Source organism: Deinococcus actinosclerus (assembly GCF_001507665.1).
In the GTDB taxonomy this organism is placed as follows: Bacteria; Deinococcota; Deinococci; order Deinococcales; family Deinococcaceae; genus Deinococcus; species Deinococcus actinosclerus.
The window spans coordinates 197,472-219,050 of the sequence record NZ_CP013910.1 but is presented as its reverse complement, the minus strand read 5'-3'; the positions used below and the strand labels follow the sequence as shown (position 1 = coordinate 219,050).

21 protein-coding genes are annotated in these 21,579 nt (G+C 71.1%); 12 read left to right on the top strand and 9 right to left on the bottom strand.

The window, feature by feature from the left end:
• The first annotated feature begins 32 nt into the window (after positions 1-32).
• Entirely contained in the window at positions 33-1,307 is a 1,275-nt protein-coding gene (locus AUC44_RS01050) for a type IV pilus twitching motility protein PilT (RefSeq protein WP_062157007.1), read from the top strand.
• 376 nt (positions 1,308-1,683) lie between these two features.
• Positions 1,684-4,362, top strand: coding sequence for a DUF11 domain-containing protein (locus AUC44_RS01045; RefSeq protein ID WP_082688896.1), 2,679 nt, complete (start codon positions 1,684-1,686; stop codon positions 4,360-4,362).
• 82 nt (positions 4,363-4,444) lie between these two features.
• Here the strand turns inward: AUC44_RS01045 and AUC44_RS01040 are convergent, their stop codons facing one another.
• The 5 genes from AUC44_RS01040 to AUC44_RS01020 form a co-directional block, all read right to left on the bottom strand.
• A complete protein-coding gene (locus AUC44_RS01040) occupies positions 4,445-5,746 on the bottom strand; it encodes a thymidine phosphorylase (RefSeq protein ID WP_062157005.1) in 1,302 nt (433 codons plus the stop codon).
• A 108-nt stretch (positions 5,747-5,854) separates the two neighbouring features.
• On the bottom strand, positions 5,855-6,313 hold the full coding sequence (locus AUC44_RS01035; RefSeq protein ID WP_062157004.1) for a (4Fe-4S)-binding protein: 459 nt from the start codon (positions 6,311-6,313) through the stop codon (positions 5,855-5,857).
• A 28-nt stretch (positions 6,314-6,341) separates the two neighbouring features.
• Positions 6,342-6,968 carry a hypothetical protein gene (locus AUC44_RS01030; protein ID WP_062157003.1) on the bottom strand — a complete coding sequence of 209 codons (627 nt, stop codon included), beginning with the start codon at positions 6,966-6,968 and terminating at the stop codon, positions 6,342-6,344.
• On the bottom strand, positions 6,965-8,989 hold the full coding sequence (locus AUC44_RS01025; RefSeq protein WP_062157002.1) for an outer membrane protein assembly factor BamB family protein: 2,025 nt from the start codon (positions 8,987-8,989) through the stop codon (positions 6,965-6,967). The genes AUC44_RS01030 and AUC44_RS01025 overlap by 4 nt, the downstream gene beginning before the upstream one ends.
• A 143-nt stretch (positions 8,990-9,132) precedes the next feature.
• Positions 9,133-10,125, bottom strand: a complete 993-nt coding sequence (locus AUC44_RS01020; protein ID WP_062157001.1) for a helix-turn-helix transcriptional regulator — start codon at positions 10,123-10,125, stop codon at positions 9,133-9,135.
• Between the two features lie 86 nt (positions 10,126-10,211).
• Between AUC44_RS01020 and AUC44_RS01015 the strand changes: the two genes are divergently transcribed.
• The 6 genes from AUC44_RS01015 (at position 10,212) to AUC44_RS00990 (ending at position 13,291) form a co-directional block, all read left to right on the top strand.
• Entirely contained in the window at positions 10,212-10,706 is a 495-nt protein-coding gene (locus AUC44_RS01015; RefSeq protein WP_062157000.1) for a DinB family protein, read from the top strand.
• Between the two features lie 3 nt (positions 10,707-10,709).
• On the top strand, positions 10,710-11,279 hold the full coding sequence (locus AUC44_RS01010) for a DinB family protein (protein WP_062156999.1): 570 nt from the start codon (positions 10,710-10,712) through the stop codon (positions 11,277-11,279).
• Between the two features lie 111 nt (positions 11,280-11,390).
• The gene (locus AUC44_RS01005) at positions 11,391-11,921 is read left to right on the top strand and encodes a DinB family protein (protein WP_062156998.1); all 531 of its coding nucleotides are present in this window, start codon (positions 11,391-11,393) and stop codon (positions 11,919-11,921) included.
• Positions 11,918-12,439: a DinB family protein gene (locus AUC44_RS01000; protein ID WP_062156997.1), complete on the top strand. Its 522-nt coding sequence runs from the start codon at positions 11,918-11,920 to the stop codon at positions 12,437-12,439. Before AUC44_RS01005 ends, AUC44_RS01000 begins: the two co-directional genes overlap by 4 nt.
• A gap of 24 nt (positions 12,440-12,463) precedes the next feature.
• Positions 12,464-12,913: a tRNA (adenosine(37)-N6)-threonylcarbamoyltransferase complex ATPase subunit type 1 TsaE gene (gene tsaE / locus AUC44_RS00995; protein WP_062156996.1), complete on the top strand. Its 450-nt coding sequence runs from the start codon at positions 12,464-12,466 to the stop codon at positions 12,911-12,913.
• Between the two features lie 24 nt (positions 12,914-12,937).
• Complete coding sequence (locus AUC44_RS00990; RefSeq protein WP_046843876.1) at positions 12,938-13,291, top strand: DUF2089 domain-containing protein; 354 nt, start codon at positions 12,938-12,940, stop codon at positions 13,289-13,291.
• 58 nt (positions 13,292-13,349) lie between these two features.
• Here AUC44_RS00990 and AUC44_RS00985 read toward each other — a convergent pair whose 3' ends face one another.
• The 3 genes from AUC44_RS00985 to AUC44_RS00975 all read right to left on the bottom strand — a co-directional run bounded on the left by AUC44_RS00985 (position 13,350) and on the right by AUC44_RS00975 (position 15,019).
• Positions 13,350-13,709 (bottom strand): tRNA-binding protein, encoded by a 360-nt coding sequence (locus AUC44_RS00985; protein WP_062156995.1) that lies wholly within the window; start codon positions 13,707-13,709, stop codon positions 13,350-13,352.
• A gap of 13 nt (positions 13,710-13,722) precedes the next feature.
• The gene (locus AUC44_RS00980) at positions 13,723-14,253 is read right to left on the bottom strand and encodes a GNAT family N-acetyltransferase (RefSeq protein WP_417926356.1); all 531 of its coding nucleotides are present in this window, start codon (positions 14,251-14,253) and stop codon (positions 13,723-13,725) included.
• Between the two features lie 70 nt (positions 14,254-14,323).
• Complete coding sequence (locus tag AUC44_RS00975; protein WP_062156993.1) at positions 14,324-15,019, bottom strand: Crp/Fnr family transcriptional regulator; 696 nt, start codon at positions 15,017-15,019, stop codon at positions 14,324-14,326.
• A gap of 183 nt (positions 15,020-15,202) precedes the next feature.
• On the opposite strand from AUC44_RS00975, the gene AUC44_RS00970 reads away from it, so the two are divergent.
• From AUC44_RS00970 to AUC44_RS16725, 3 genes are all read left to right on the top strand, one after another.
• Positions 15,203-17,038 (top strand): acyl-CoA dehydrogenase C-terminal domain-containing protein, encoded by a 1,836-nt coding sequence (locus tag AUC44_RS00970; protein ID WP_062156992.1) that lies wholly within the window; start codon positions 15,203-15,205, stop codon positions 17,036-17,038.
• 62 nt (positions 17,039-17,100) lie between these two features.
• Positions 17,101-17,307, top strand: coding sequence for a hypothetical protein (locus AUC44_RS16730; protein ID WP_197408560.1), 207 nt, complete (start codon positions 17,101-17,103; stop codon positions 17,305-17,307).
• A gap of 3 nt (positions 17,308-17,310) precedes the next feature.
• Complete coding sequence (locus tag AUC44_RS16725; RefSeq protein WP_197408559.1) at positions 17,311-17,661, top strand: peroxiredoxin; 351 nt, start codon at positions 17,311-17,313, stop codon at positions 17,659-17,661.
• Between the two features lie 58 nt (positions 17,662-17,719).
• Here the strand turns inward: AUC44_RS16725 and AUC44_RS00960 are convergent, their stop codons facing one another.
• Positions 17,720-19,525 carry a stalk domain-containing protein gene (locus tag AUC44_RS00960; RefSeq protein ID WP_417926355.1) on the bottom strand — a complete coding sequence of 602 codons (1,806 nt, stop codon included), beginning with the start codon at positions 19,523-19,525 and terminating at the stop codon, positions 17,720-17,722.
• Between the two features lie 152 nt (positions 19,526-19,677).
• Here AUC44_RS00960 and ftsH point away from each other — a divergent pair, with 152 nt between their 5' ends.
• Positions 19,678-21,543: an ATP-dependent zinc metalloprotease FtsH gene (gene ftsH / locus AUC44_RS00955; protein ID WP_062156991.1), complete on the top strand. Its 1,866-nt coding sequence runs from the start codon at positions 19,678-19,680 to the stop codon at positions 21,541-21,543.
• The last annotated feature ends 36 nt before the right edge of the window (positions 21,544-21,579 follow it).

Here is a 21,579-nt window from a genome sequence, read left to right as displayed (position 1 = left end):
CCACACCCCGCCCCCCGCCTGAGGTGACCCCTATGACCCAGCCTGCCGCCGACATCACCGACATCCTGCGTTTCGCCGCCGACAAGGGCGCCTCCGACGTGATCATCACGGTCGGGCTCGCGCCGCAGTTCAAGCTGCAGGGCGTATACGACTCGCAGGGCTTCACGGAGCTCGCCCCGACCGACACCCGCAAACTGATGTACTCCATGATGAACGAGAAGCAGCAGCGGACCTTCGAGGAACGCCGCGAGCTGGACTTCTCGTTCGCGCTGGGCGAGAAGGCCCGCTTCCGCGTGAACGCCTTCATGCAGCGCGGCAACGTGGGCGGCGTGCTGCGCCTGATTCCCACGAAGATCAAGAGCGCCCAGGAGATGGGCCTGCCGGCCAACGTCATCGAGATCGCCAACGCCCCGCGCGGCCTGGTGCTCGTGACCGGCCCGACCGGCTCGGGCAAGTCCACGACGCTCGCGGCGATGATCGACCACATCAACACCACCAAGCGGCTGCACATCATGACCATCGAGGATCCCATCGAGTTCATGCACACGCACAAGCAGTCGATCATCAACCAGCGTGAGGTCGGCGCGGACACCATGAGCTTCAACGACGCGCTGCGCGCCGTGCTGCGTCAGGCGCCCGACGTGATCCTGGTGGGCGAAATGCGCGACTACGAGACCATCAAGGCCGCCGTGACCGCCGCCGAGACCGGGCACCTCGTGATGGGCACCCTGCACACGAACAGTGCTCCGGAATCCATCGACCGTATCGTGGACGTGTTCCCCGAAGAGCAGCAGGAGCAGATCCGCGTGCAGCTCGCGAACAACCTCGTGGCGGTCATGACGCAGCAGCTGCTGCCGCGCCTGGACGGGCAAGGCCGCATCCTGGCGTACGAGCTGCTCATCGCCAACCCGGCCGTGCGCGCCCTGATCCGCGAGGGCAAGACGTACCAGATCACGTCCGTCATGCAGACCGGCGCCCGCGAGGGCATGGTCACCATGGACGCCTTCCTGGCGAACCTGTACCGCCGCCGCGTGATCTCCTTCGACACCGGTGTCGAGCGCGCCGTGGACAGCAAGGAATTCGCCCGACTCGCGAACGACCCCAGCATCGCCACGGCGGGCGGCGCGGCCAGCATGCCCGCCGGGTACGGCCAGGCGCCCGTGCAGGGCTTCGGCGCGACCGTCACCCCCGCCCAGGGCGGCTACGCCTCGGGCCGCAGCGACTTCGGGCGCGGCAACAGCAGCGGGGACGCCCGCACCACCAGCACCCCCGAAACGAACGGCGGCGGAGGCTACGGCCGGCGCTAGCAGCGCGCGGCAGAGGCGCGCAGGCTGTTGCCCCCTCGCCTCTCCGTGTTCACTCCTGTCCGCACGCGGCGCCGCATTCAGTGGCGCCGCGCTGCCGTGTCCCCACGTGCCGGGCCGCAGCCACGCTGGAAAGGGCGCCGCGAGGTGCAGCGCGGAATGAGGGAAATTTGTCATTCCGGCTCCTTACCCTGTAGGTCAGGAGTGGGTTCCCCTGCCGTTCTCTTCTCTGTCATGCCCGCACGGCACTCACCTCCCGATCAGCGGAAGGAGGACGACCCAGGTGCCAGAAGACAGCAGCGGAATTCACTCGGGTGGGCAGGACGGCCGGCGCGCGCCAGCAGCCGCTCAGAGGACACGCGCCTCACGGAGGGGCTGGATGGCCGCTCAGGTGCTCAGCAGGTTGATCCTGCTGCTGTCGCTGAGCGGTCTGGCCGGTACGGCCTCTGCCGCCTCGACACCCACCTGCCCGGCCGGGACCCCGGTGCAGATTCTCTCGACCACCACCGGTGGCGCCAACACCTATTACGTTGACGCCGTCAACACGAGTACCCCCTCGACGCTGACCGTCGACATGAACAGTGTCGTGGCCAGTCCCGGCATCTACGACGAGGGAGCCGGGCCGAACGGGCGCTTCATCGTGGACATGCAGTGGTCGTGGAGTAACGGCAATCCCGCCGCGTCGTCAGGACGCTCAACGATGGAGCTGCTCATCAACGGCGTGGTGTACGCCACCATGACCACCACGAACGGTTCAGGCACCACCGCCACCCTCGCGGCCACGAACGGCGCCACCCTGGGGCCCAGCAGCGCCACGAGTCTGTCCATCCCGGTCAACACGTCCGGGGCGGCCAACACCGCCACCGGGACGGACGCCTACGTCCTGCTGCCCACCGCCGTGACCAGCATCTCGACCGCGCGCATCCGGTTCACGGCCTACAAGACGACCACCGCGCCAACGACCTCCGACGATCTGGGCTACACCTCCTCGGTCTACGCCTGCCCGCCGTACCTGACGCAGGCCAAGACCAGCAACGGTCCCTGGTTCCCCGGCCAGAGTGGGGCGAGCTACACCCTGACCACCACCAACATGGGCTCCTCGACCTCCGCGGCCGTCACAGTGACGGACACGCTGCCAGGCGGCGTCACGGCGTCCAGCGGCTCGGGCAGCGGCTGGACGTGGACGGTCAGCGGTCAGACCGTCACCGCCACCACGGCCGCCATCGCCAGCGGCGCGAGCAGCAGTTTCACCCTGCCGGTCACCGTGACCACGGCGGCGCCACTGGGCACCAACAGCGTGACCAACTACGCGGCGGTCAGCGGCGGCGGCGACACGCGGGCGGCCCCCACCCCCGGCGCCAGCTGCGCCACCGACAACTGCGCGCGGGTGTCCACCACGGTCTACCTGAGCGCGGACCTGAGCGTCACCAAGACGGGTCCCAGTACCGCCGTGGCCGGCACGCAGATCACCTATGTCCTCACGCTGGGCAATGCCGGCCCGAATGCCGCCAACGGCGCGACGTACAGCGACAACGTGCCCAACAACCTCACCGGTGTGAGTGCCGTCTGCATCAACCCCGGCGCGGGGGTCAGCGGCTGCACGGCGACCGTGGGCAGCGGCAACAACGTCACCGGCAGCGTGGCGACCTTCCCCAGCGGCGGCAGCGTGCAGGTGCAGATCACCGGCACCATTCCGGCCGGCGCCACGGCCACCCTGACCAACTCGGCCAGCATCGCCGCGCCGAACGCCAACGTGGTGGACCCCACCAGCGCCAACAACACCAGCAGCACCGTGAGTACCACCCTGACCCGGACGGCGGACATCAGCCTGAGCAAGACCGACAGTCTCACGGGCGTCACGGCCGGACAGGCGGTGACCTACCAGATCGTCCTCCGGAACGCCGGGCCCAGCACCACCACCGTGAATTTCGTCGACACCTCCTTCAGCGGCGTCACGCTGAGCAACTGGACCTGCGCCGTGACGGCAGGCACCGCGTCCTGCCCCGCCAGTCTCCCGGCCAGCGGCGGGTACTCCAACAGCCTGCTGAACCTGCCCGCCGGCAGCACCCTGACCTTCAGCGTGACCGGTACCGTGACCGCCACCAGCGGCACGGTCAGCAACGCGGCCAGCGCGAGCGTGCCCGCGAACGTCACGGATCCCAGCGGTGCAGGCAACAACGCAGCGACCGATACGGACACGGTGCTTGTCCCGGCCCTGAACCTGACCAAGGCCGTGAGCAGCGCGTTCATCCGGGTCAGTGCCGACCCCACCGACCAGGGCGCCGCCACGTTGCCGGCCAGCACGCTGACCCCCAGCCAGCTGACCTACACCCTGATCGTCACGGGCGCCGGCACCGCTCCCGCCGCCAATACCGTGATCCGCGACAGTTTGCCCGCCGGGATGCTCTACAGCTCGGCCACCATCGCCTTCTCGACCGGGGGCGGCGGCTACACCGCGCCCGTCGCCGCCACCAACACCGGCAGAGGCCAGGATCTGGTGTTCTCGGCCGGCACCCTGAACGTCACCGAGCCGGGCCAGTCGGCCAGGATCGTGATCACCGTGACGGGCGCCCTCAGTGCGAACACCAATCAGGCGGCGCTGCTCAACACCGCCACGGCCACCGCCACCGGCGTCAGCACGGTCACCTCGAATCAGGTGCGCACCGACGTGGTGTATTCGAGGCTGTTCAAGCAGGTGCACAATCTGGGCAGCGCCCCGGCGGCCGCCATTCCCCAGGCGGCACCGGCCTGGTCCAGCACGAGCGGCGGCCTGCCCGGAGAGATCCTGGAGTACTGCATCGACTTCCGGAACCACGGTACGGTCACCCTGAGCAGTTTCAGCGTCGCGGACGGGGTGCCGGCCAACACGACCTACGTTGCGGGCAGCGCCGCGCTGCTGCGGGGCAGCATGCAGGCCCCTGGCGCCAGCTGGGTGAACAGCCCCGTGACCACGCCAGCGGCCTCGGTGGGGTTCGACGGCACCACGGTCACGGCCTCCAATCTGGTCGTGCCCCCCGGGGAGACGGGCACCATGTGCTTCCGCGTCAGGATCAGCTGACCTGACGCGGCACCCTGTCGGCACAGAGCAGCCATGAGAGTGAGGGTCGAGCTCGACCCTCACTGAAGTCTGCAGTCGGTGGTCAGTTCACGCGGTCGAGAATCAGCGCCTCGGGGGCCGGGGCCTGCGCGCTCAGGGTCAGGCCCTCGGTGAGGAGGCGCGTGGCGGCATCCAGGCCGCGCCCGTCACGGTGGTAGATGCGCAGCACGGGTTCGCCCGCCTGGACGGCCTCGCCGGGTTTGCGCAGGAGTTCCACGCCCACGCCGTGGTCGATGGCTTCGCCCTTGCGTTCACGGCCGCCGCCCAGCACGAGCACCGCGCGGCCCACGCTCAGGGCGTCGATGCCCGCCACGAAACCGGATTCGGGGGCGGTCACGTCAGCGCGGCCGGGCGCCACGTCGAACTTGCTCACGTCGTCCACGTAGGTGGCGTCGCCGCCCTGCGCGGCGATGAACGCGCGGAACTTCGCCAGGGCGCTGCCGTCCGTCAGGGTGGCGCGCGCGCGGGCCTCGGCGGCCGTCTCGTCCTCGCCCTGGGCGGCCAGGGCCTCCACGGCCAGCGCCACGCACAGCTCGGTCAGGTCATGGGGGCCCTCGCCGCGCAGGGTCGCCAGGGCCTCCAGGACCTCCAGGCTGTTGCCGGCCATGTGGCCCAGCGGGGTGTCCATGTCGGTCAGGACGGCGCGCACCTGCCGCCCGGCGCGGGTGCCGATGTCCACCATCGCGCGGGCCAGGCCGCGCCCGGCGTCCAGGGTGCGCATGAACGCCCCGGCACCCACCTTGACGTCCAGCACGACGGTGTGCGCGCCGGACGCGAGCTTCTTGCTCATGATCGAGCTGGCGATCAGCGGCAGGCAGTCCACGGTGGCGGTCACGTCCCGCAGCGCGTACAGCTTGCCGTCGGCCGGGGCGAGGTCCCTGCTCTGGCCCACCAGCGCGAGGCCGATCTCGCGGGCCTGGGTCAGGAACTGCTCCTCTTCCAGTTCGCTGGTCCAGCCGGGAACGCTCTCCAGTTTGTCGATGGTGCCGCCGGTGTGCGCCAGGCCGCGCCCGCTCATCTTGGCGACGGTCAGGCCCAGCGCGGCCAGCATGGGCGTCAGGATCAGGCTGGTCTTGTCGCCCACGCCGCCCGTGGAGTGCTTGTCCACCGTACGCGGCAGGTCGCCGAGGTTCATCAGGTCGCCACTCTCGGCCATGACCATGGTCAGGTCGGCGGTTTCCTGTTCGGCCATGCCGCGCAGGAACACGGCCATCAGCCACGCGCTCATCTGATAGTCGGGCACGTCGCCGCGCGTGTACCCCAGCACCAGGGTCTCGAGTTCCTCGCGGGTGTGTTCTAGGCCGTCGCGTTTCTTGCGGATCAGGTCGGGAATGATCGCGGTCATAGGCCAGTGTACGGCCCAGGGGTGGAAAACTGTCCCGGCACGCGGGGCAGGTCGCCCGGCGGCAGGCAGCGGCCAGGGGCCCCAGGGTGCCGGGCACCACTGCCGCGGTCAGTCGGCCTGCGCGGTCTCCTCGCCGCTCGTCCAGCCGACCTTCTTGTGGGTACCGTCGCAGTAGGGCTTGTTGCCGCTCTGGCCGCAGCGGCACAGCGCGGCGCGCACGTCCTTCTTCTCCCCGGCAGGCGTATCGATCACGAGGTTGCCCCGGATCATCAGTGGACCGTCGGGGCTGGGGGTGATGGTGGTGATCTCGTCGGGCATCTCGGCCTCCTGTCCATCCAGGACGTAGTGCAGCGCCCCGGTGGGGCAGGTGCGGACGACCGCCGCGACCGCCTCGGCCCCGGCGTTGGCGGGCTGGATCCACGGGCGGGCCTTCGGGTCGAAGACATCTGGCAGGCCGCGCACGCAGCTCGCGACGTGCAGGCAGCGCCGCGCGTCGTAGTAGACCGTGATGCCAGGCGCCGCGTACGCCTTCCCCTGCGCCAGTTCCTCGTTGGTGGGCGTGGTCATGCCCCAGTGTACGGGCGCCGGGGCGCGCCTAGCGGTAGCGGGCGAGCCGCACGGGCAGCGTGAAGGCCTTCCCGGTGGCGTCGGTGAAGCTCAGGGTGCCGCTGGCGTTCTCCAGCCCGGCGGGCAGGCGGAACCGGTACGTGACGGTCCCGATGAAGCGCAGGCCGATCTCGCCTTCGGTGCGGGGGTACTGCGAGATGGACGCCCCGGAGCGGGCCGTGCCCAGCAGCGGCGCGCGCTGGCCCCCCAGGGTCAGGCGGGCCGCGCTGAACTGCGACAGGAACGCCTGATCGTCAGGTGTGCGGCCGTGCGCGAAGACGATGAACGCCACCTGATGGTCAGGCAGCCCGGCCTGCGCGCGGGCCCCGGCGGGCGTGACGGGGTCCTCGCCCAGGCGGTGCAGGAAGACCTCGTAGCGGGTGCGTTCGAAGGGCGTGGCGATGGTCACGGCGTCCACGCTGCCGTTCGCGGCCACGAGTTTCAGGGTGTCCGGCACGGCGTACACGGTGTAGGGGCGCAGCGGGTACCCGGCTTCCGGCGCGGCGGCCAGCCGCTCGCCCTCGGCGGCGGCCGCCTGCAGCAGGGCCGGGGTCACGGCGGGACGCACGGCCAGGGCGCTGCCCAGCAGCAGCGCCAGCAGCGCGGCGCGTTTCACGGCCTGGGCACGCTGAACACGAAGATGCTGGCCGAGCCGGTGGTGCTCCAGATGGACCGCGAGGCGTTCCCGGACGCGACGGCCACGAACTGCTGCCCGCCCACGGAGTACGTGACCACACCCCCGGCGATGGCGCCCCCGGTGCGGAACTGGTACAGGGTCCTGCCGTCTCTGGCGTTCAGGGCCATGAAGTCGCCGTTCTGATCGCCGGTGAACAGCACCCCGCCCGCCGTGGGGGTGATCGCGGCGATCATGGGCGTGGCCATCTTCTTCTGCCACAGCGGCGCGCCGGTCGTGGCGTTGTAGGCCCGCACCCAGCCGCGGGCGTCCTTGACCGGGTCGAAGGTGGCGTCCCCGCCGAAGTACAGGCTGCCGTCCACGTAGCGGGTTTCACCGAGCTTGTAGGTGGCGCACCAGTCGACGGAGTTCACGAACAGGGCGTTCATGGCAGGGTTCAGGGCCGGGCCGTTCCATTCCACGCCGCCCAGGATGCCGGGGCAGTCGCGCCGTCCGGTCAGGCTGACGGGTTTGTCGGCGTTCAGGTGCGTGGTGGTCTCCTGGCGGCTGATGAGCTGGTGGGTGGCGCGGTCGTACAGGTACAGCCAGCCGCCCTTGTTCGCCACGGCCATGATCTTGCGGCCGTTCAGGTCGTAGATCAGGGGCGCGGCCGCCGTGTCCCAGTCGTGGGTGTCGTGCGGCACCTGCTGCACGTACCAGGCGAGCTTGCCGGTCCTGGCGTCCAGCACGATCACGGAGTTGGTGTACAGGTTGTCGCCGGGGCGCATGCCGCCGTTGAAGTCCGGCGCGGGGTTGCCGATGCTGGCGTACAGCAGGCCGCTGGCGGCGTCCAGGGTGAGGGTGGTCCACATGGAGCCGCCGCCGTGCTCGGCGCCTTTCTTCCAGGTGTCGGCGCCCTTTTCCTGGCCCTGCGGGATGACGTTGAAACTCCAGACCTGCTGCCCGGTCTGCGCATCGAACGCGCGGATGTGGCCGTTGGCGCCCCAGTCGGCGCCGGCTTCCCCGACAAACACCAGGCCGTGGGCGGCGATGGGCGCGGCGGACAGGAAGTACCCCTTGGCGCTGTCGGCGACCCAGGTGTCCCACAGGAGGGTGCCGGTGGCGGCGTCCAGCGCGATCAGGTGGCCGTCGGTGGTCCCACGGAACAGGCGCCCCTGGTAGAGGGCCACGCCGCGGTTGGCGGGTTGCGGCTCGGCACCCTTGGGGGCGTAGCTGTGCTGCCACAGGGCCGTGCAGGTGTCGGCGCGCAGGGCGTAGGTGTTGCGGGGGGTGGTGACGTACATGCGGCCCTGATACACGACGGGGCCGGTCTGGAAGCTGCCGACCTCGCCCAGCTGGTACACGCATTTCACGCCGAGCTGCGCGGCGTTGCCAGTGGTGATCTGCTTGAGGGTGGAGTAGCGCTGCCCGGCGTAGTTGCCGTTGTAGGTCATCCAGTTGTCGCCGATGGGGCCGGTCAGTTCCTCCTGGTCGGGCGCCCGGGTGCTGGCAGGCTTGACGCTTCCCACCACGCGCGGCAGGGTGCCTGGGGCCGGTGTGGGCGCACTGGCGGCGGCGCCGCTGCCCCCGGCGGGCCTGGTCAGCTTGGCCTGCAGGGTGGCGGGGCTCAGGGCGGTGCCCCCGGCGGCGTACCCGTTCTTCGAGAGGATGAACGCCGTGACGTTCAGGTACTGCGCGGCGCTGAGGCTGCCCGGGGCGGTCAGGGGCATCTGGTGGGCGATCACGCCGTGCAGGTCGGCCAGCGGGTGCGTGCCGCCGGCCCACTTGGCCAGGAAGGACGCGCCGCTCAGGGCAGGTCCGGCGGCGCCCTGGAGGTTCGCGCCGTGGCAGCCGGCGCAGCTCGTGGTGTACACCTGCGCGCCCGCAGTAGCCTGCGCCGCCGTGTAGGCGGGGCCCTGGCTGGCGGGGGGTGGAACGGCCAGGGCGGCGGACAGCGCCAGCAGCGCGCCGCCAGCCAGGGTGAGGCTGGCTCTCAGGGGGTTCGGACGGTCTGGAGTGGGCATCGTGCACCTCCGGAACACGGCAGAGGACCCCCCGGCCCCGTCACAGGGCAGGTGCGCGGACCGGGCGGGTCAGCGGTGAGGTGGAGCGCCGTGAACTGTTCTCAGGGATACCACCAGCGGTCCGCGCGTGGACTCACCGGGTCTTAAGGGGACCGCAACGTGGGCCTGGGCTGTCCCTCATGGCGGACCGCCCGCTGCGCGGCGGCGCAGCGCTCGGCCAGCCGGGCGAACTCGGCGCGCAGTTCCGGGGGGCTGTCCACGCGGAAGTCGCAGTCCAGGCCCAGCAGGAACGCCGCGAAGCTGCTCAGGCCCTCGCGGGTGGTGGTCAGGCGCGTGCCGTGGGCGTCGGGCCGGAGGTCGGTGCCCCAGGTGGACACCCGGCCGCGCAGGTCCTCCGGCGGGCAGCCCAGCCACACGCTGATCTCGTAGGTGGGTGCCGGGGCGCGCAGCGTGGAGCGCAGGTACGCGGCGGCGTCGAAGTCGGGTTCGGGCGTGAAGTGGCGGTCCTGCACAGTCAGGGCGCTCATGCGGTCGAGCCGGAACGAGCGGCGCGCCCCGCGCAGGTGGCAGTGCGCGACGGCGTACCAGCGGCCCTCCAGGTGCACCACGCGGTGCACGTCCGCGTCCCGGCGCGTCTCGGGGGCTTCCGGGGCGGCGTACGTGAAGGTGACGGTGCAGGCGTCGCGCACGGCGCGCAGCAGCGCCGCGAGCAGGTGGGCGTCGGTGGGCGCCACCCAGGGGCCGGTGTCGAACTGCACGCTGCTTTCCAGGGCCAGCATGTCGGCGCGCAGGTCGTGCGGAAGGCTACGCGAGAGCTTCGCGCTGGCGGCCTCGGCGGCGGGGGCCAGGGCGTGCAGGCCCAGGTGGCGCAGGGTGCGCAGGCCCAGCGCGGCGGCCAGCGCCTCCTCGGGCGTGAACATCAGTGGGGGCAGGCGGAAACCGGCCTTCAGGCGGTACGCGCCGCCCACGCCCCGGCGGCCCTCGACCGGAATCCCGAGGTCCTGGAGGCGGGCGACGTAGCGCTGCACGGTGCGGGGGCTGACCTCCAGGCGGCGGGCCAGGTCGGCGCCGCTGACCTCCTCGTGCGCCTGGAGGAGTTCCAGCACGGTCAGCACCCGCATGCTCGGGTCGTACATGCCGTCATGGTAATCGGAATAGGCGTCACGTTCTGACGGGAATCCGGATTATGCTGAGGGCAGATTCAACCCCAGGAGGTTCCATCATGACCGCACCCGCTGCCGAGTCCGCCGCTGCCCTGTCGCCCGCCCTGTCCATTCCCGACTTCACCGCTCACTGGCAGGGGCACCGCGCCCTGACCCGCCGCGTCATCGAGGCCTTCCCCGAGGATCAGCTGTTCAGCTTCAGCCTGGGCGGCATGCGGCCCTTCGGCGCGCAGGCCACCGAGATCCACCTCGTGGACGCCATGACCGTCACCGCCATGCGGACCGGCGAGTGGCCCGAACCCGACTGGGCGAGCGGACCCACCGACCGCGCCAGCCTGCTGGCCGCCTGGGACGCGGTGAGCGCCGAACTGGCCGAGCACGGCCCGCGCACCGATCCCGCCTTCCTCAGCGGCATGCACGCGCTGCCGTGGGGCGAGATGCCCGGCTGGGTCGCCGCGATCTACGCCGTGGACAACGGCATCCATCACCGCGCCCAGGGGTACGTCTACCTGCGCGCCCTCGGGATCGAACCCCCCGCCTTCTACGAGCGCTGAGGCGTGAACCCCGCCACGCTGTACGGCCACCTGACCCAGGCGCGGCGCGACCTGCTGGGCACGCTGCGCGCCACGCCGGAGGGCGTGCTGCGCCTCTCCCTGCTGCGCGGCGAGCGCTTCCACTCGATTCTGGACCTGCTGGTCCACACAGCCGAGGTCGAGGACGGCTGGATCCACGGGGACTTCCAGGGTCTCCCGATGGTGCAGGACCGCTTCCCGGACATTCAGACAGGTGCGGCGGGGCCCGGCACGACCCTCAGCCTGGACGCCATCGCCGCGTACTGGCAGGCGGTCGAGGCGGACACCCGCGCGTACCTCGGCAGCCTGACGGAAGCCGATCTGGAGCGCACCGTCACGCTGGACGACTGGCCCGAGGGGCACCGCCAGTTCACGCTGGACGGCCTGATCTGGCACATCCTGCTGCACGAGGTGCGGCATGCGGCGCAGATCGCCGCGCTGCTGCGCACCCAGGGCGTCCGGCCGCCGCAGCTGGACCTGCTGTTCTACCTGCCCGCACTGGAGACCGGACGCGCCGCCGCCCCCTTCGTGAACCCACCCCCGGAGGACCCATGACCCCCGCCGCTCCCCCGAACCCCACGCCGCCCCCGGCCCGCCCCGCGCCGCAGCGGCCCGCCACCCGCATCCGCTGCCAGCTGCCGTGACCCCCACACCCCCGGAGACCCCATGACCGACCTGACCCTGCCGCTGGAGGCCTTCGCGCTGAACGCCCGCGTGAACGACTTCCTGCTGGACCGCCTGACCCCGGACGACCTGATCCTCTCGGACGGGCGGGGCGGCATGACTGTCGCGCAGCTGCTGTCGCACATGGGCGCGTCGCGCGGCGGGTGGCTGCTGGAGATGGCGCCCGGGTTCGCCGCGTCCACCCTGGCCCTGACCGGCGGCGCCGACCCCTGGAGCTGGCACACGACCGACCCGGCCCTGATCCGCGCCATGCTGCGCGCCGGGGACGAGGCCGCCATTCAGGCGGTGCAGGCGCATGCGGCGAGCGGCACCCCGTTCGCCGACCCGCACGGCGCCGGCACCTTCCACACCCGCCCGGCGCTGTTCCTGACCTACATGACCGTGCACGACGCGGGGCACCGGGGGCAGATCATGACCCTGCTGCGCCACGCGGGCACCCCGCCAGAGCGTCTGGACGAGCTGGAGGACGCCTGGGCCGTGTGGCGCCACCCCCTTTCACCGGAGACCCCATGACTGACCTGACCCTGCTGCTCGACGCCTTCCGCCGCAACGCCCGCGTGAACGACACCCTGATCGCCGCCCTGACGCCCGAAGAATTTTCCATGACCGACGGGCATGGCGGGTGGACCGTCGAGCGGCACCTGCGCCACATGGCGGGCTTCCGGGTGGGCTGGCTGTGGAACATGAGCCGCGACCACGCCATGCCCCTGCTGAACCCCGACGAGCTGGACGCCGACGGCGACCCGCAGTGGCGCTGGGCGAACGCCCCGGCCACCGCTCTGCCCGAGGCGCTGGCTGCCGGGGACGCTGCCGCCATCACCGCTGTGGAGGCGCACCGCGCGTCCGGCGAGCCCTTCGCCGACCCGTGGGGCGAGGGCACGTACCGGAGCGACCCGGCGCACTTCCTGATGCACACCATCGTGCACGACAGCCACCACCGCGGGCAGATCCTGAGCCTGATCCGTCAGGGCGGCCGCACGCCCGAGCAGATGGACGCGCTGGACAGGCACTGGGCGATCTGGCGCGAGTAGGCGCCCAGCGCGATACTGGAGCGCATGAGCGTCACCCCTCCCCTGCCCCTGAGCCCCGGCGAGTCCCGCGTCCTGCGCGGCCTGCGCGAGCAGCACGCGCTCGGTGCGGCGCTGGCCGGGGCGCTCCCGGCCGGGAGCGTGCTGTTCCTGGAAGGCGAGCTGGGCGCCGGGAAGACCAGTCTCACGCAGGGACTGGTGGGCGCGCACGGCTTCACCGAGCCGGTCACGAGCCCCACGTACGCGCTGATGAACGTGTACCCCGCGCCGGGCGGGCAGGTGCTGCACGTGGACGCCTACCGCGTGCGGGACGTGCAGGAACTGTTCGAGATGGACCTGGAGGAACTCGTGAGTGGCAGCCGCGTCAGCGTGATCGAGTGGGGCGAGGGCCTGTACGCCGAGTACCCGGACGCGCCGATCCTGCGCCTGGAACACCAGCCGGACCCGGAGACGCGCCTCGTGACCCGGCTGCGCTGATCAGGCGGGGCGTACAGTGGGAGGATGCGGCCCCTGCCCCTCCCCTTTCCCGACGAGACCGAGTCCCCGCTGGTGACCGAGCTGCGCTTTCCCACGAGTGGCGTGACAGTGCGCGGCGTGTTCGAACTGAACGAGTTCGCGGTGCTGACCCCGGAGAACCTGGAGTTCCTGCGCCTGTACATCCGCGTGCGCGGCAACCTGAAGGAGGTCGAGCGGGTCCTGGGCATCAGCTACCCCACGGTGCGGGCGCGTTTCGACACGCTGCTGCGCGCCATCGGCTACGAACCCGAGCAGGCCGACCCGCAGGCCGAGGTGCTCGCCAGCCTCGAGCGCGGCGAGATCACCCCGGACGAGGCCGCGCGCAAACTGCGCCGCTAGGCGGGGGCACTGGGCCGTGGAGGGGCAGCCAGCGCTGTGCCCCCGCCCCACACCTTATTCAGAAGACCTTGCTGCCCAGTTTCGCCGCGTGCAGCGGGACCAGGGGGGTGGCGTCGCCGCTGGGTGCACCGGGCAGCTGCACGCCCAGGATCAGCACCTCGGACACGCTGTCCCCGACGGGGCGGGGCTCGAAATTCAGGACACCCAGCACCTGCGCGCCGATCAGTTCCTGCGGGGTGTGCCCGGTGAAGCGCCCCACGCTGACGCGCGTGCCGAACTTCCCGAAGTCGACCGTCAGGCGGTAGGCGGGTTTGGGGGTGCCGGGCGCGGGTTCGGCCTTCAGGACGCGGCCGAGGCGGATGTCGAGCAGGTCGAGGGTCTGGGCCGGGCTGACGGTGGGTTTGAGGTCGGTCGCCATGAGTCTGAGCCTGTCACGTGGGCGTGCCCACGAGGACGCCGAGGTCTGACCAGCCCATGCGGAGCTCGCGCAGGGCGCCGTCCTGCTTCTCGCCGCACTCGTGGGCGCCCTGGCGGGCGTACCAGTGGCGGGTGGGGTTGGTGTCGAGCACCCACAGGGCGAGGCTGCCCGCACCGCGTGCGTGCAGGGCCTGGGCCGCCCGCCGCAGCAGCTCACGGCCGGTGCCTGCGCCCTGCGCGGCTTTCAGGCTGTACAGGGTGAAGAGTTCCGCGTCGAAGCCCGGATGGTCGCGCGCCGCCCCGGCCGACGCGAAGGCCACGATCTCCCCGGCGTCCTCGGCGACGAGCACCACGTCCTGCCCGGCCCCGATGTTGCCCTGCCAGAACCCTTCACGCTGCGCCTGCGTCTCGGGGCTGGTCATGCGCGCCAGGAACCCGTCGGGCAGCAGCCCGGCGTAGGTATCACGCCAGCTCTGGACGTGCACGGCGGCAATGCCGGGGGCGTCGGCGGGCGTGGCGGCGCGGATCAGGGGGGTGCGGGTCACGGCCATAGCGCAGCATAGGCGCGCGCCGCCCCGGGAGGCGGCGCAGATGCGGCAGCAGGGCTGAAGGACTTCAGTTGCCCTGTTCGATGTACTGCTTCAGGGCGTCCATGCGCACGATGATGGGGGTGCGGGCGCGGACGATCGCACCCTCCTGCTTCAGTTTGCCCAGGCTGTGGCTGACGGTCTCGCGGGTGGCGCCGACCATGCGGGCGATGTCTTCCTGGTTCAGTTTCAGGTTCAGTTCGACGCCCTGGTTGTGCGGGCGGCCGAATTCCCGCGCGAGGCGGTAGAGCAGGCTGGCGACACGCTCCGGGGCGCTGTAGGCGCTGACCGTGGCCGTCCAGGCCTGCGCCTCGAACAGCCGGGCGGCCATCAGGCGGATGAGCTTCATGGCCAGTTCGGGCTTGGTGGCTAGGAGTTTCTGGAGTTCCGCGCGGGGCAGGACGATCAGGGTGGTGCGCTCCAGGGCCTCGGCCTGGGTGGGGCGGCGTTCCTCGGGTTGCAGCAGCAGTTCGCCGAAGGTGTCGTGCTGGCCGATGACCCCCAGGATGGCTTCCTTGCCGTTCGGGAAGAGTTTGCTGATCTTGACGAGGCCGCTGCGCACGAAGTACAGGGCGTCGGCGGGGTCGTCCATACGGTAGATGACCTCGCCGGGCTGATAGGAGCGGTAGGGGGTACTGGCCGCCACCCGTTCCAGTTCGGCAAGTTCAAGGTCGGCGAAGAGCTCCGTTCGCTTGAGGTGCCAGACCAGGCTTGGGTAGTTCATGATTCTTCACACCATACCTGAAAAGCCGCCGCCGGGCCGCGTGGCAGGCGCCCGAAGCCTCCGCCGTCCGGAAATCGCAATCTGCCCCACATGACATTCCCCCACAAAAGTTTTATACTCGGTTCAACTAACAGTGCCGGGTTGTGTCCACCAGCGGACGAACCCCACCAAGGAGGACACAGAATGCCCACCTACAAGGCCCCCCTGCGCGACATCAAGTTCCTGATGAACGAACTTCTCGGCGCGCCCGAGCAGCTCGGCCGGATGCCCTACTACGCCCAGAACGAGACCGCCGACCAGGACCTCCTGGAACAGGTCCTCGACGAGGCCGCCCGCTTCGTGGAAACCGAACTGGTGCCCCTGAACGTCGTCGGTGACCGCGAGGGCTGCGTGCGCCACGACGACGGCGAGGTCACCACCCCCACCGGCTTCAAGGCGGCGTACAAGAAATACCGCGACGCCGGCTGGCCCGCGCTCGACGCCGACCCGACCTACGGCGGCCAGGGCATGCCCCACCTGATCAGCAACGTGCTCGTCGAGATGATGAACAGCGCCAACGTCGCCTGGAGCATGTACCCCGGCCTCTCGCACGGCGCGTACAGCGCCCTGCACGCCGTCGGCAGCCAGGAACTCAAGGACCTGTACCTGCCCAAGCTGGTGTCCGGCGAGTGGACCGGCACCATGTGCCTCACCGAACCGCACGCCGGGACCGACCTGGGCATCATCCGCACGAAGGCCAGCGACAACGGCGACGGCACCTACGCCATCACCGGCACGAAGATCTTCATCAGCGCCGGCGAGCACGACATGGCCGACAACATCCTGCACCTCGTACTGGCCCGCCTGGACGGCAGCCCCCAGGGCACCAAGGGCATTTCTCTGTTCCTCGTGCCCAAGTACATCCCCACCGCCGACGGCAAGCCCGGCGAGCGCAACGGCGTGATCTGCGGCAGCCTGGAACACAAGATGGGTATCAACGGCAACGCCACCGCCGTGCTGAACTTCGACGGCGCCCGGGGCTGGCTGGTCGGCGAGATCAACAAGGGCATGAACCACATGTTCATCATGATGAACGCCGCCCGCCTCGGCACCGGCCTGCAGGGCCTGGGCCTCGGGGAAGTCGCGTACCAGAACGCCCTGACCTACGCCAAGGACCGCACCCAGATGCGCCACGAGCCCCGCGTGAACCCGGGCGAGCAGGCCGACCCGATCATCGTGCACCCCGACGTGCGCCGCATGCTCCTGACCGGCAAGGCCTACACCGAGGCCGGACGCGCCCTGGCGATGTGGCTGGCCCTGAGCCTCGACGTGGAACACCACCACACCGACGAGACGGCCCGCAAGGAAGCCGCCGATCTGGTCGCGCTGCTCACCCCCATCGCCAAGGCCTTCATGACCGACAACGGCTTCAACATCGCCGTGCAGAGCCAGCAGGTGTACGGCGGCCACGGCTTCATCAAGGAGTGGGGCATGGAGCAGTTCGTCCGTGACGCCCGCATCGGCCAGATCTACGAAGGCACCAACGGCATCCAGGCGCTCGACCTGCTGGGCCGCAAGGTCCTGATGGACGGCGGCAAGAAACTCCAGAAGCTCGCCGCGACCCTCCAGGAATTCGCCGAGGAGCATGAGGGCGACGAGCACATCGGCGACTACGTCAACCAGCTCGGCAAGGCCGCGCAGCAGCTCGGTTCTCTCACCATGGTCATCGGCCAGAAGGCCATGCAGGAGGGCGGGGCCGACGAGGTCAACGCCGCCGCCGTGGACTACCTGCGCTACTTCGGGCACGTCGTGTACGGCTACCTGTGGGCCCGCATGGCCAAGGTCGCCCAGGACAGGATCGACGCCGGGCAGGACAAGGACGGCTTCTACCTCAGCAAGGTGCAGACCGCCAAGTTCTACTTCGCCAAGCTGTTCCCCGAGACCAAGGCCCTCGCCGCGACCATCAAGGCCGGCAACGAGAGCCTCGCCGTGGACGACAAGGCCGTCTTCGGCTGGGAACAAGCGCTCGTCGGCGCCTGAACCCTGACCACTGAGCGCCGCCCCCGCTGACCGGGGGTGGCGTTTTCCCTATCCTGCCGGGCATGACCGACCCGCACGTCCTTCCGGCCCACCTGCCCGTGCCCACCGACGACGGCGCGTGCGCCCACCTGCCCGGCCGGCGCTGGCCCGCGCACGCGCTGCCCGGCACGGACGGCGCGGCCCATGACGTGTCGGTCCTGCCGGGGCGGACGGTGGTCTACGCGTACCCGAAGACGGCGCGGCCGGATCAGGCCATGCCGGAGGACTAGGACGTGATTCCGGGGGCGCGGGGCTGCACGCCGCAGTCGTGCGCGTTCCGGGATCATCACGCGGAGCTGCGCGCGGCGGGCGCGCGGGTGTTCGGCCTGAGTGTGCAGGACACCGCGTACCAGCGGGCGGCGGCGGCGCGGCTGCACCTGCCGTTCGCGCTGCTGTCCGACGCGGCGGGCGCGGTCCGCCAGGAACTGGGGCTGCCGACCTTCCAGGCGGGCGGCGAGACGCTGCTCCGGCGCGTGACGCTGATCGTGCGCGACGGCGTGATCGAGCACGTCCTCTACCCGGTGTTCCCGCCGGACCGCAGCGCGCAGGACGTGCTGGACTGGCTGACCGCGCACCCGACATGACAGCCGGGAGGGGCGCCGCAGTGTTCCGCAGAGCGCCCCTCTCCCCCGTTGGATTCCCTCAGGGGCGGTAGGTCTTGATGACGCCGCCCTCGGCGCCCACGCGGCCCGTGCGGTAGAACACGAGGCTGATGGGCAGGTTGCTGCCGCTGCTGGGCACGAAGTCGATGTTCAGGCGGTCGCTCTGGGCGCGCCACAGAAGCACCGGCTCGTCGGGTTTCAGGGCGTTGCCGGTGCGCGGCAGTTTGATGGTCTGCGTGATCGGGCCGTCCTGGATGTTCATGGCGCCCCGGTACAGGCCCCCGCGCGGGCTGAGGGCCACGGCGGTCCCGGCGGCGCCGTTGACTTCCAGGTCGTACAGCACGCCGTAGTTGCCGCTCAGGCGCACGGTCTGGCCGGTCAGGGCGTCGGTGCCGGTCACGGCGGGGTCCACGCGGCCGTCCCCGATGATCAATCTGGTGGGCAGGGCGCCCAGCGTGACGCGCAGGGTCCGCACGGCGTCCGGGAAGGTGCCGCGCACGTGCCGACCGTCGGGGCGCAGGTACGGGAGCTGCTGGATGACCTGCGGGGTGGGCGGCAGGCTGTCTTCGAGCATCACGTAGGTCAGTTCGACCTTGCCGGACGAGCTGAGATCCTGCATGACGTTCACGCCGCTGCCCACGCCCAGGGTGGGGCTGGCGTACACGGCGGCCGACTGCCCGGGCGAGAGGGTCAGGGTGGTGCCGCCGGTGGACGCGAAGTACTCCAGCAGCGTCACCTGCCCCAGGATGCTCTCGATGCGGGTGGGGGCGGTCTCGCCGAGGCGTTCGCTGCGCACCTCGACCGGGCGGCTCTCGAGGTTGCGGGCGATGACGTACAGCCGCGCGGCCCGGCCCAGGCCGTTCAGGTGATACCCGAGCAGGCGGGCGCGGCCCGTGACGCTGTCCTGATACAGGATGCCGCTCTGGTCGGGCACTTCGGGGCTGTCACTGAACAGCAGCGGGTAGCTGGGGCTGGCCTGCGGGCTGATCAGCGCGGCGGGGTAGGTGAGGATCTGCGGGTCCGGGAAGGCGTCGCCGGGCTGGGCGTACTTCAGGGCGTACGTCAGGGGCGTGTCGACCGGCTGGCCCTCCACGCGGATGGTCCGGGTGAAGGGCTGGCTCTGCAGGCCGCGGCTGTTCGTGACGGTCAGGGTCACGGTGTACGTGCCGGGCTGGAAGTACACGTCCTGCCGCCCGGTCCAGCGGCGGGCGGTGATGTCCGCGCCGTCCGGGTCGAAGGGGTACTCGGTGTACACGACGCGCTCGCCGGGCGCGTAGATGTTCTTGTCGGTGCTGAAGCGCGCCTGGGGGCTCATGGGGTTGCCGCCGTCGCGCAGGGCGGTCAGGGTGAAGCCGCGTCCGGTGTCGTCGCCGGTCAGGTTGGCGTTCAGGGCGTCGGCGAGGGTGCGGGCGCTGACGTACGTGATGGGCCCCACGCTGGCGACCGTCCCGGCGGGCTGCGCGGCGCCGTTCAGGGCCGCCGTGTTCTTGCGGGTGTCGAGGCTCAGCCGCGCGAGCTGCACCTGGGTGCCGCTGGCCTGGATGGGCTGGCCGAGCAGCGCGGCCGTCTCTCGCAGGGGCAGCATGGTGCGCCCGCCGATGTTGCGCGGCGGGCTCAGCCAGCGTTGCGGCGCGCCGTTGACGTACAGGTCGGCGTCGTCGAGCGTGAAGGTCAGCTGCACGGAGCCGAGGCCGGGTTGCGCGGCGTGCGCGGCGCCGGCGCCCAGCAGGGCCAGTGACGCGCCGCCCGTCAGGGGCGGCGTGAGCAGGCTCAGGCTGGTGAGCAGCGCCGTTCGGAAACGGGCGCGGCGGGCGCGGGGGTGGTGGGGGGGGCGGGCGGACAGCACCGGTAGAGTATGCCCCGTGAACCTGACGGACGTCTGCCCCGGGTGACCGTCTCTCAGCGCTGCATGAAGTGTGCCCCCCGGTCCGGGGTGCGGCAGGCGGGATGTCGGGCTGCGTTGCAGTTGGCGGGGCGAGCGGGGGCATAGACTGGGGCATGAAGCGCGGGACTTGGCTGTGGGTGGCTGGGGGAGCGGTGCTGGCGCTGCTGCTGGCGTGGGTGCTGTGGCCGCGCCCGCAGAGCGGCGACCTGGACGTGACGGCGTTCGCACGCGCCCTGAACGGCGGGCAGGTGAAAACGGCCACGATCACGTACCAGAACGGCACGGCGGTCGTGACGGGCGCGCTGGACAGCGGGCCGTACCGCACGCGCACCCTGACCGCCGACCCGCTGCTGAACCTGGCGGCGTTGCAGGCCAGAGGGGTGAACGTGTCGTACGGTGCGCCGCCCCGGCTGAGCGTGCTGGGCGCCCTGAGCCTGCTGCTGACCCTGGCGCTGATCGTAGGCCTGATCGTGCTGCTGCTGCGCAGCCGTCAGGGCGGCGGCACGGACGCGGCGAGCAATTTCGGGCGGTCGCGGGCGGCAGTGATCAGCGAAGGCCAGATCAAACTCACCTTCGGCGACGTCGCCGGCTGCGACGAGGCCAAAGCCGACCTCCAGGAAGTCGTCGACTTCCTCCGCCACCCCGACCGCTACCACCAGCTCGGCGCCCGCATCCCCCACGGTGTCCTCCTCGTCGGCCCCCCCGGCTCCGGCAAGACCCTCCTCGCCAAGGCCGTCGCCGGTGAAGCCCGCGTCCCCTACTTCAGCATCTCCGGCAGCGACTTCGTCGAGATGTTCGTCGGCGTCGGTGCCGCGAGGGTCCGCGACCTCTTCGAGCAGGCCCGCAAGAACGCTCCCTGCATCGTCTTCATCGACGAGATCGACGCCGTCGGCCGCAAACGCGGCGTCAACATGCAGGGCGGCAACGACGAACGCGAACAGACCCTCAACCAGCTCCTCGTCGAGATGGACGGCTTCTCTTCCGGCCAGGAGGTCATCATCCTGGCCGCCACCAACCGCCCCGACGTCCTCGACGCCGCCCTGCTGCGCCCGGGCCGCTTCGACCGGCAGGTCGTGGTGGACGCCCCGGACGTGCGGGGCCGCGAGATGATCCTGCGCATCCACGCGCGCAAGAAACCGCTGGACCCCAGTGTGGACCTGGGCGTGATCGCGCGGCGCACGGCGGGGATGGTAGGGGCGGACCTGGAGAACCTGCTGAACGAGGCGGCGCTGCTGGCGGCGCGCTCGGGGCGTACACGGATCACGGGGCGGGACGTGGACGAGGCGCGGGACCGGGTGCTGATGGGCCCGGAGCGGCGCAGCATGGTCGTGCGTGAGGCCGACCGCAAGGTCACCGCCTACCACGAGGTCGGCCACGCCCTCGCCGCCCAGCTCCTCCCGCACGCGGACAAGGCGCACAAGCTGACAGTCGTGCCGCGCGGCCGGAGCCTGGGAAGCGCGCTGTACACCCCGGAGGACCGCATGCACTACACCCGGGCGGCGCTGCTGGACCGCATCTGCGTGGCGCTGGCCGGGCACGCCGCCGAGCAGGTGGCGACCGGGCAGGTCACGACCGGCGCCGCGAACGATTTCCAGCAGGCGACCGGACTGGCGCGGCGCATGGTGACCGAGTGGGGCATGAGCGAGGTGGGGCAGCTGGCCCTGGCGCAGGAGAGCGACAGTTACCTGGGCTTCGGGCCGCAGCAGGGCGTGTACAGCGACCACACCGCCGAGCAGATCGACGCGGAGGTGAGCCGCATCCTGAACGGGCAGTTCGAGCGGGCGCTGGCCCTGCTGACTGAGCACGCGCACATCCTGCACCGCCTGACCGACGAACTCGTGGCCCGCGAGAGCCTCAGCGGCGAGGAGCTGCAGACCGTCCTGGCCGGCGGTACCCTGCCCCCCCTGGAGGTGGGCACGCGCCCCGACCCCGAGGACGGCCCGGCGCCCAGCGGGCAGCTCGCGCCCGACCCGGCCTGAACCGCACGGAGCACGCCCCCGGCTCGACTGGCCGGG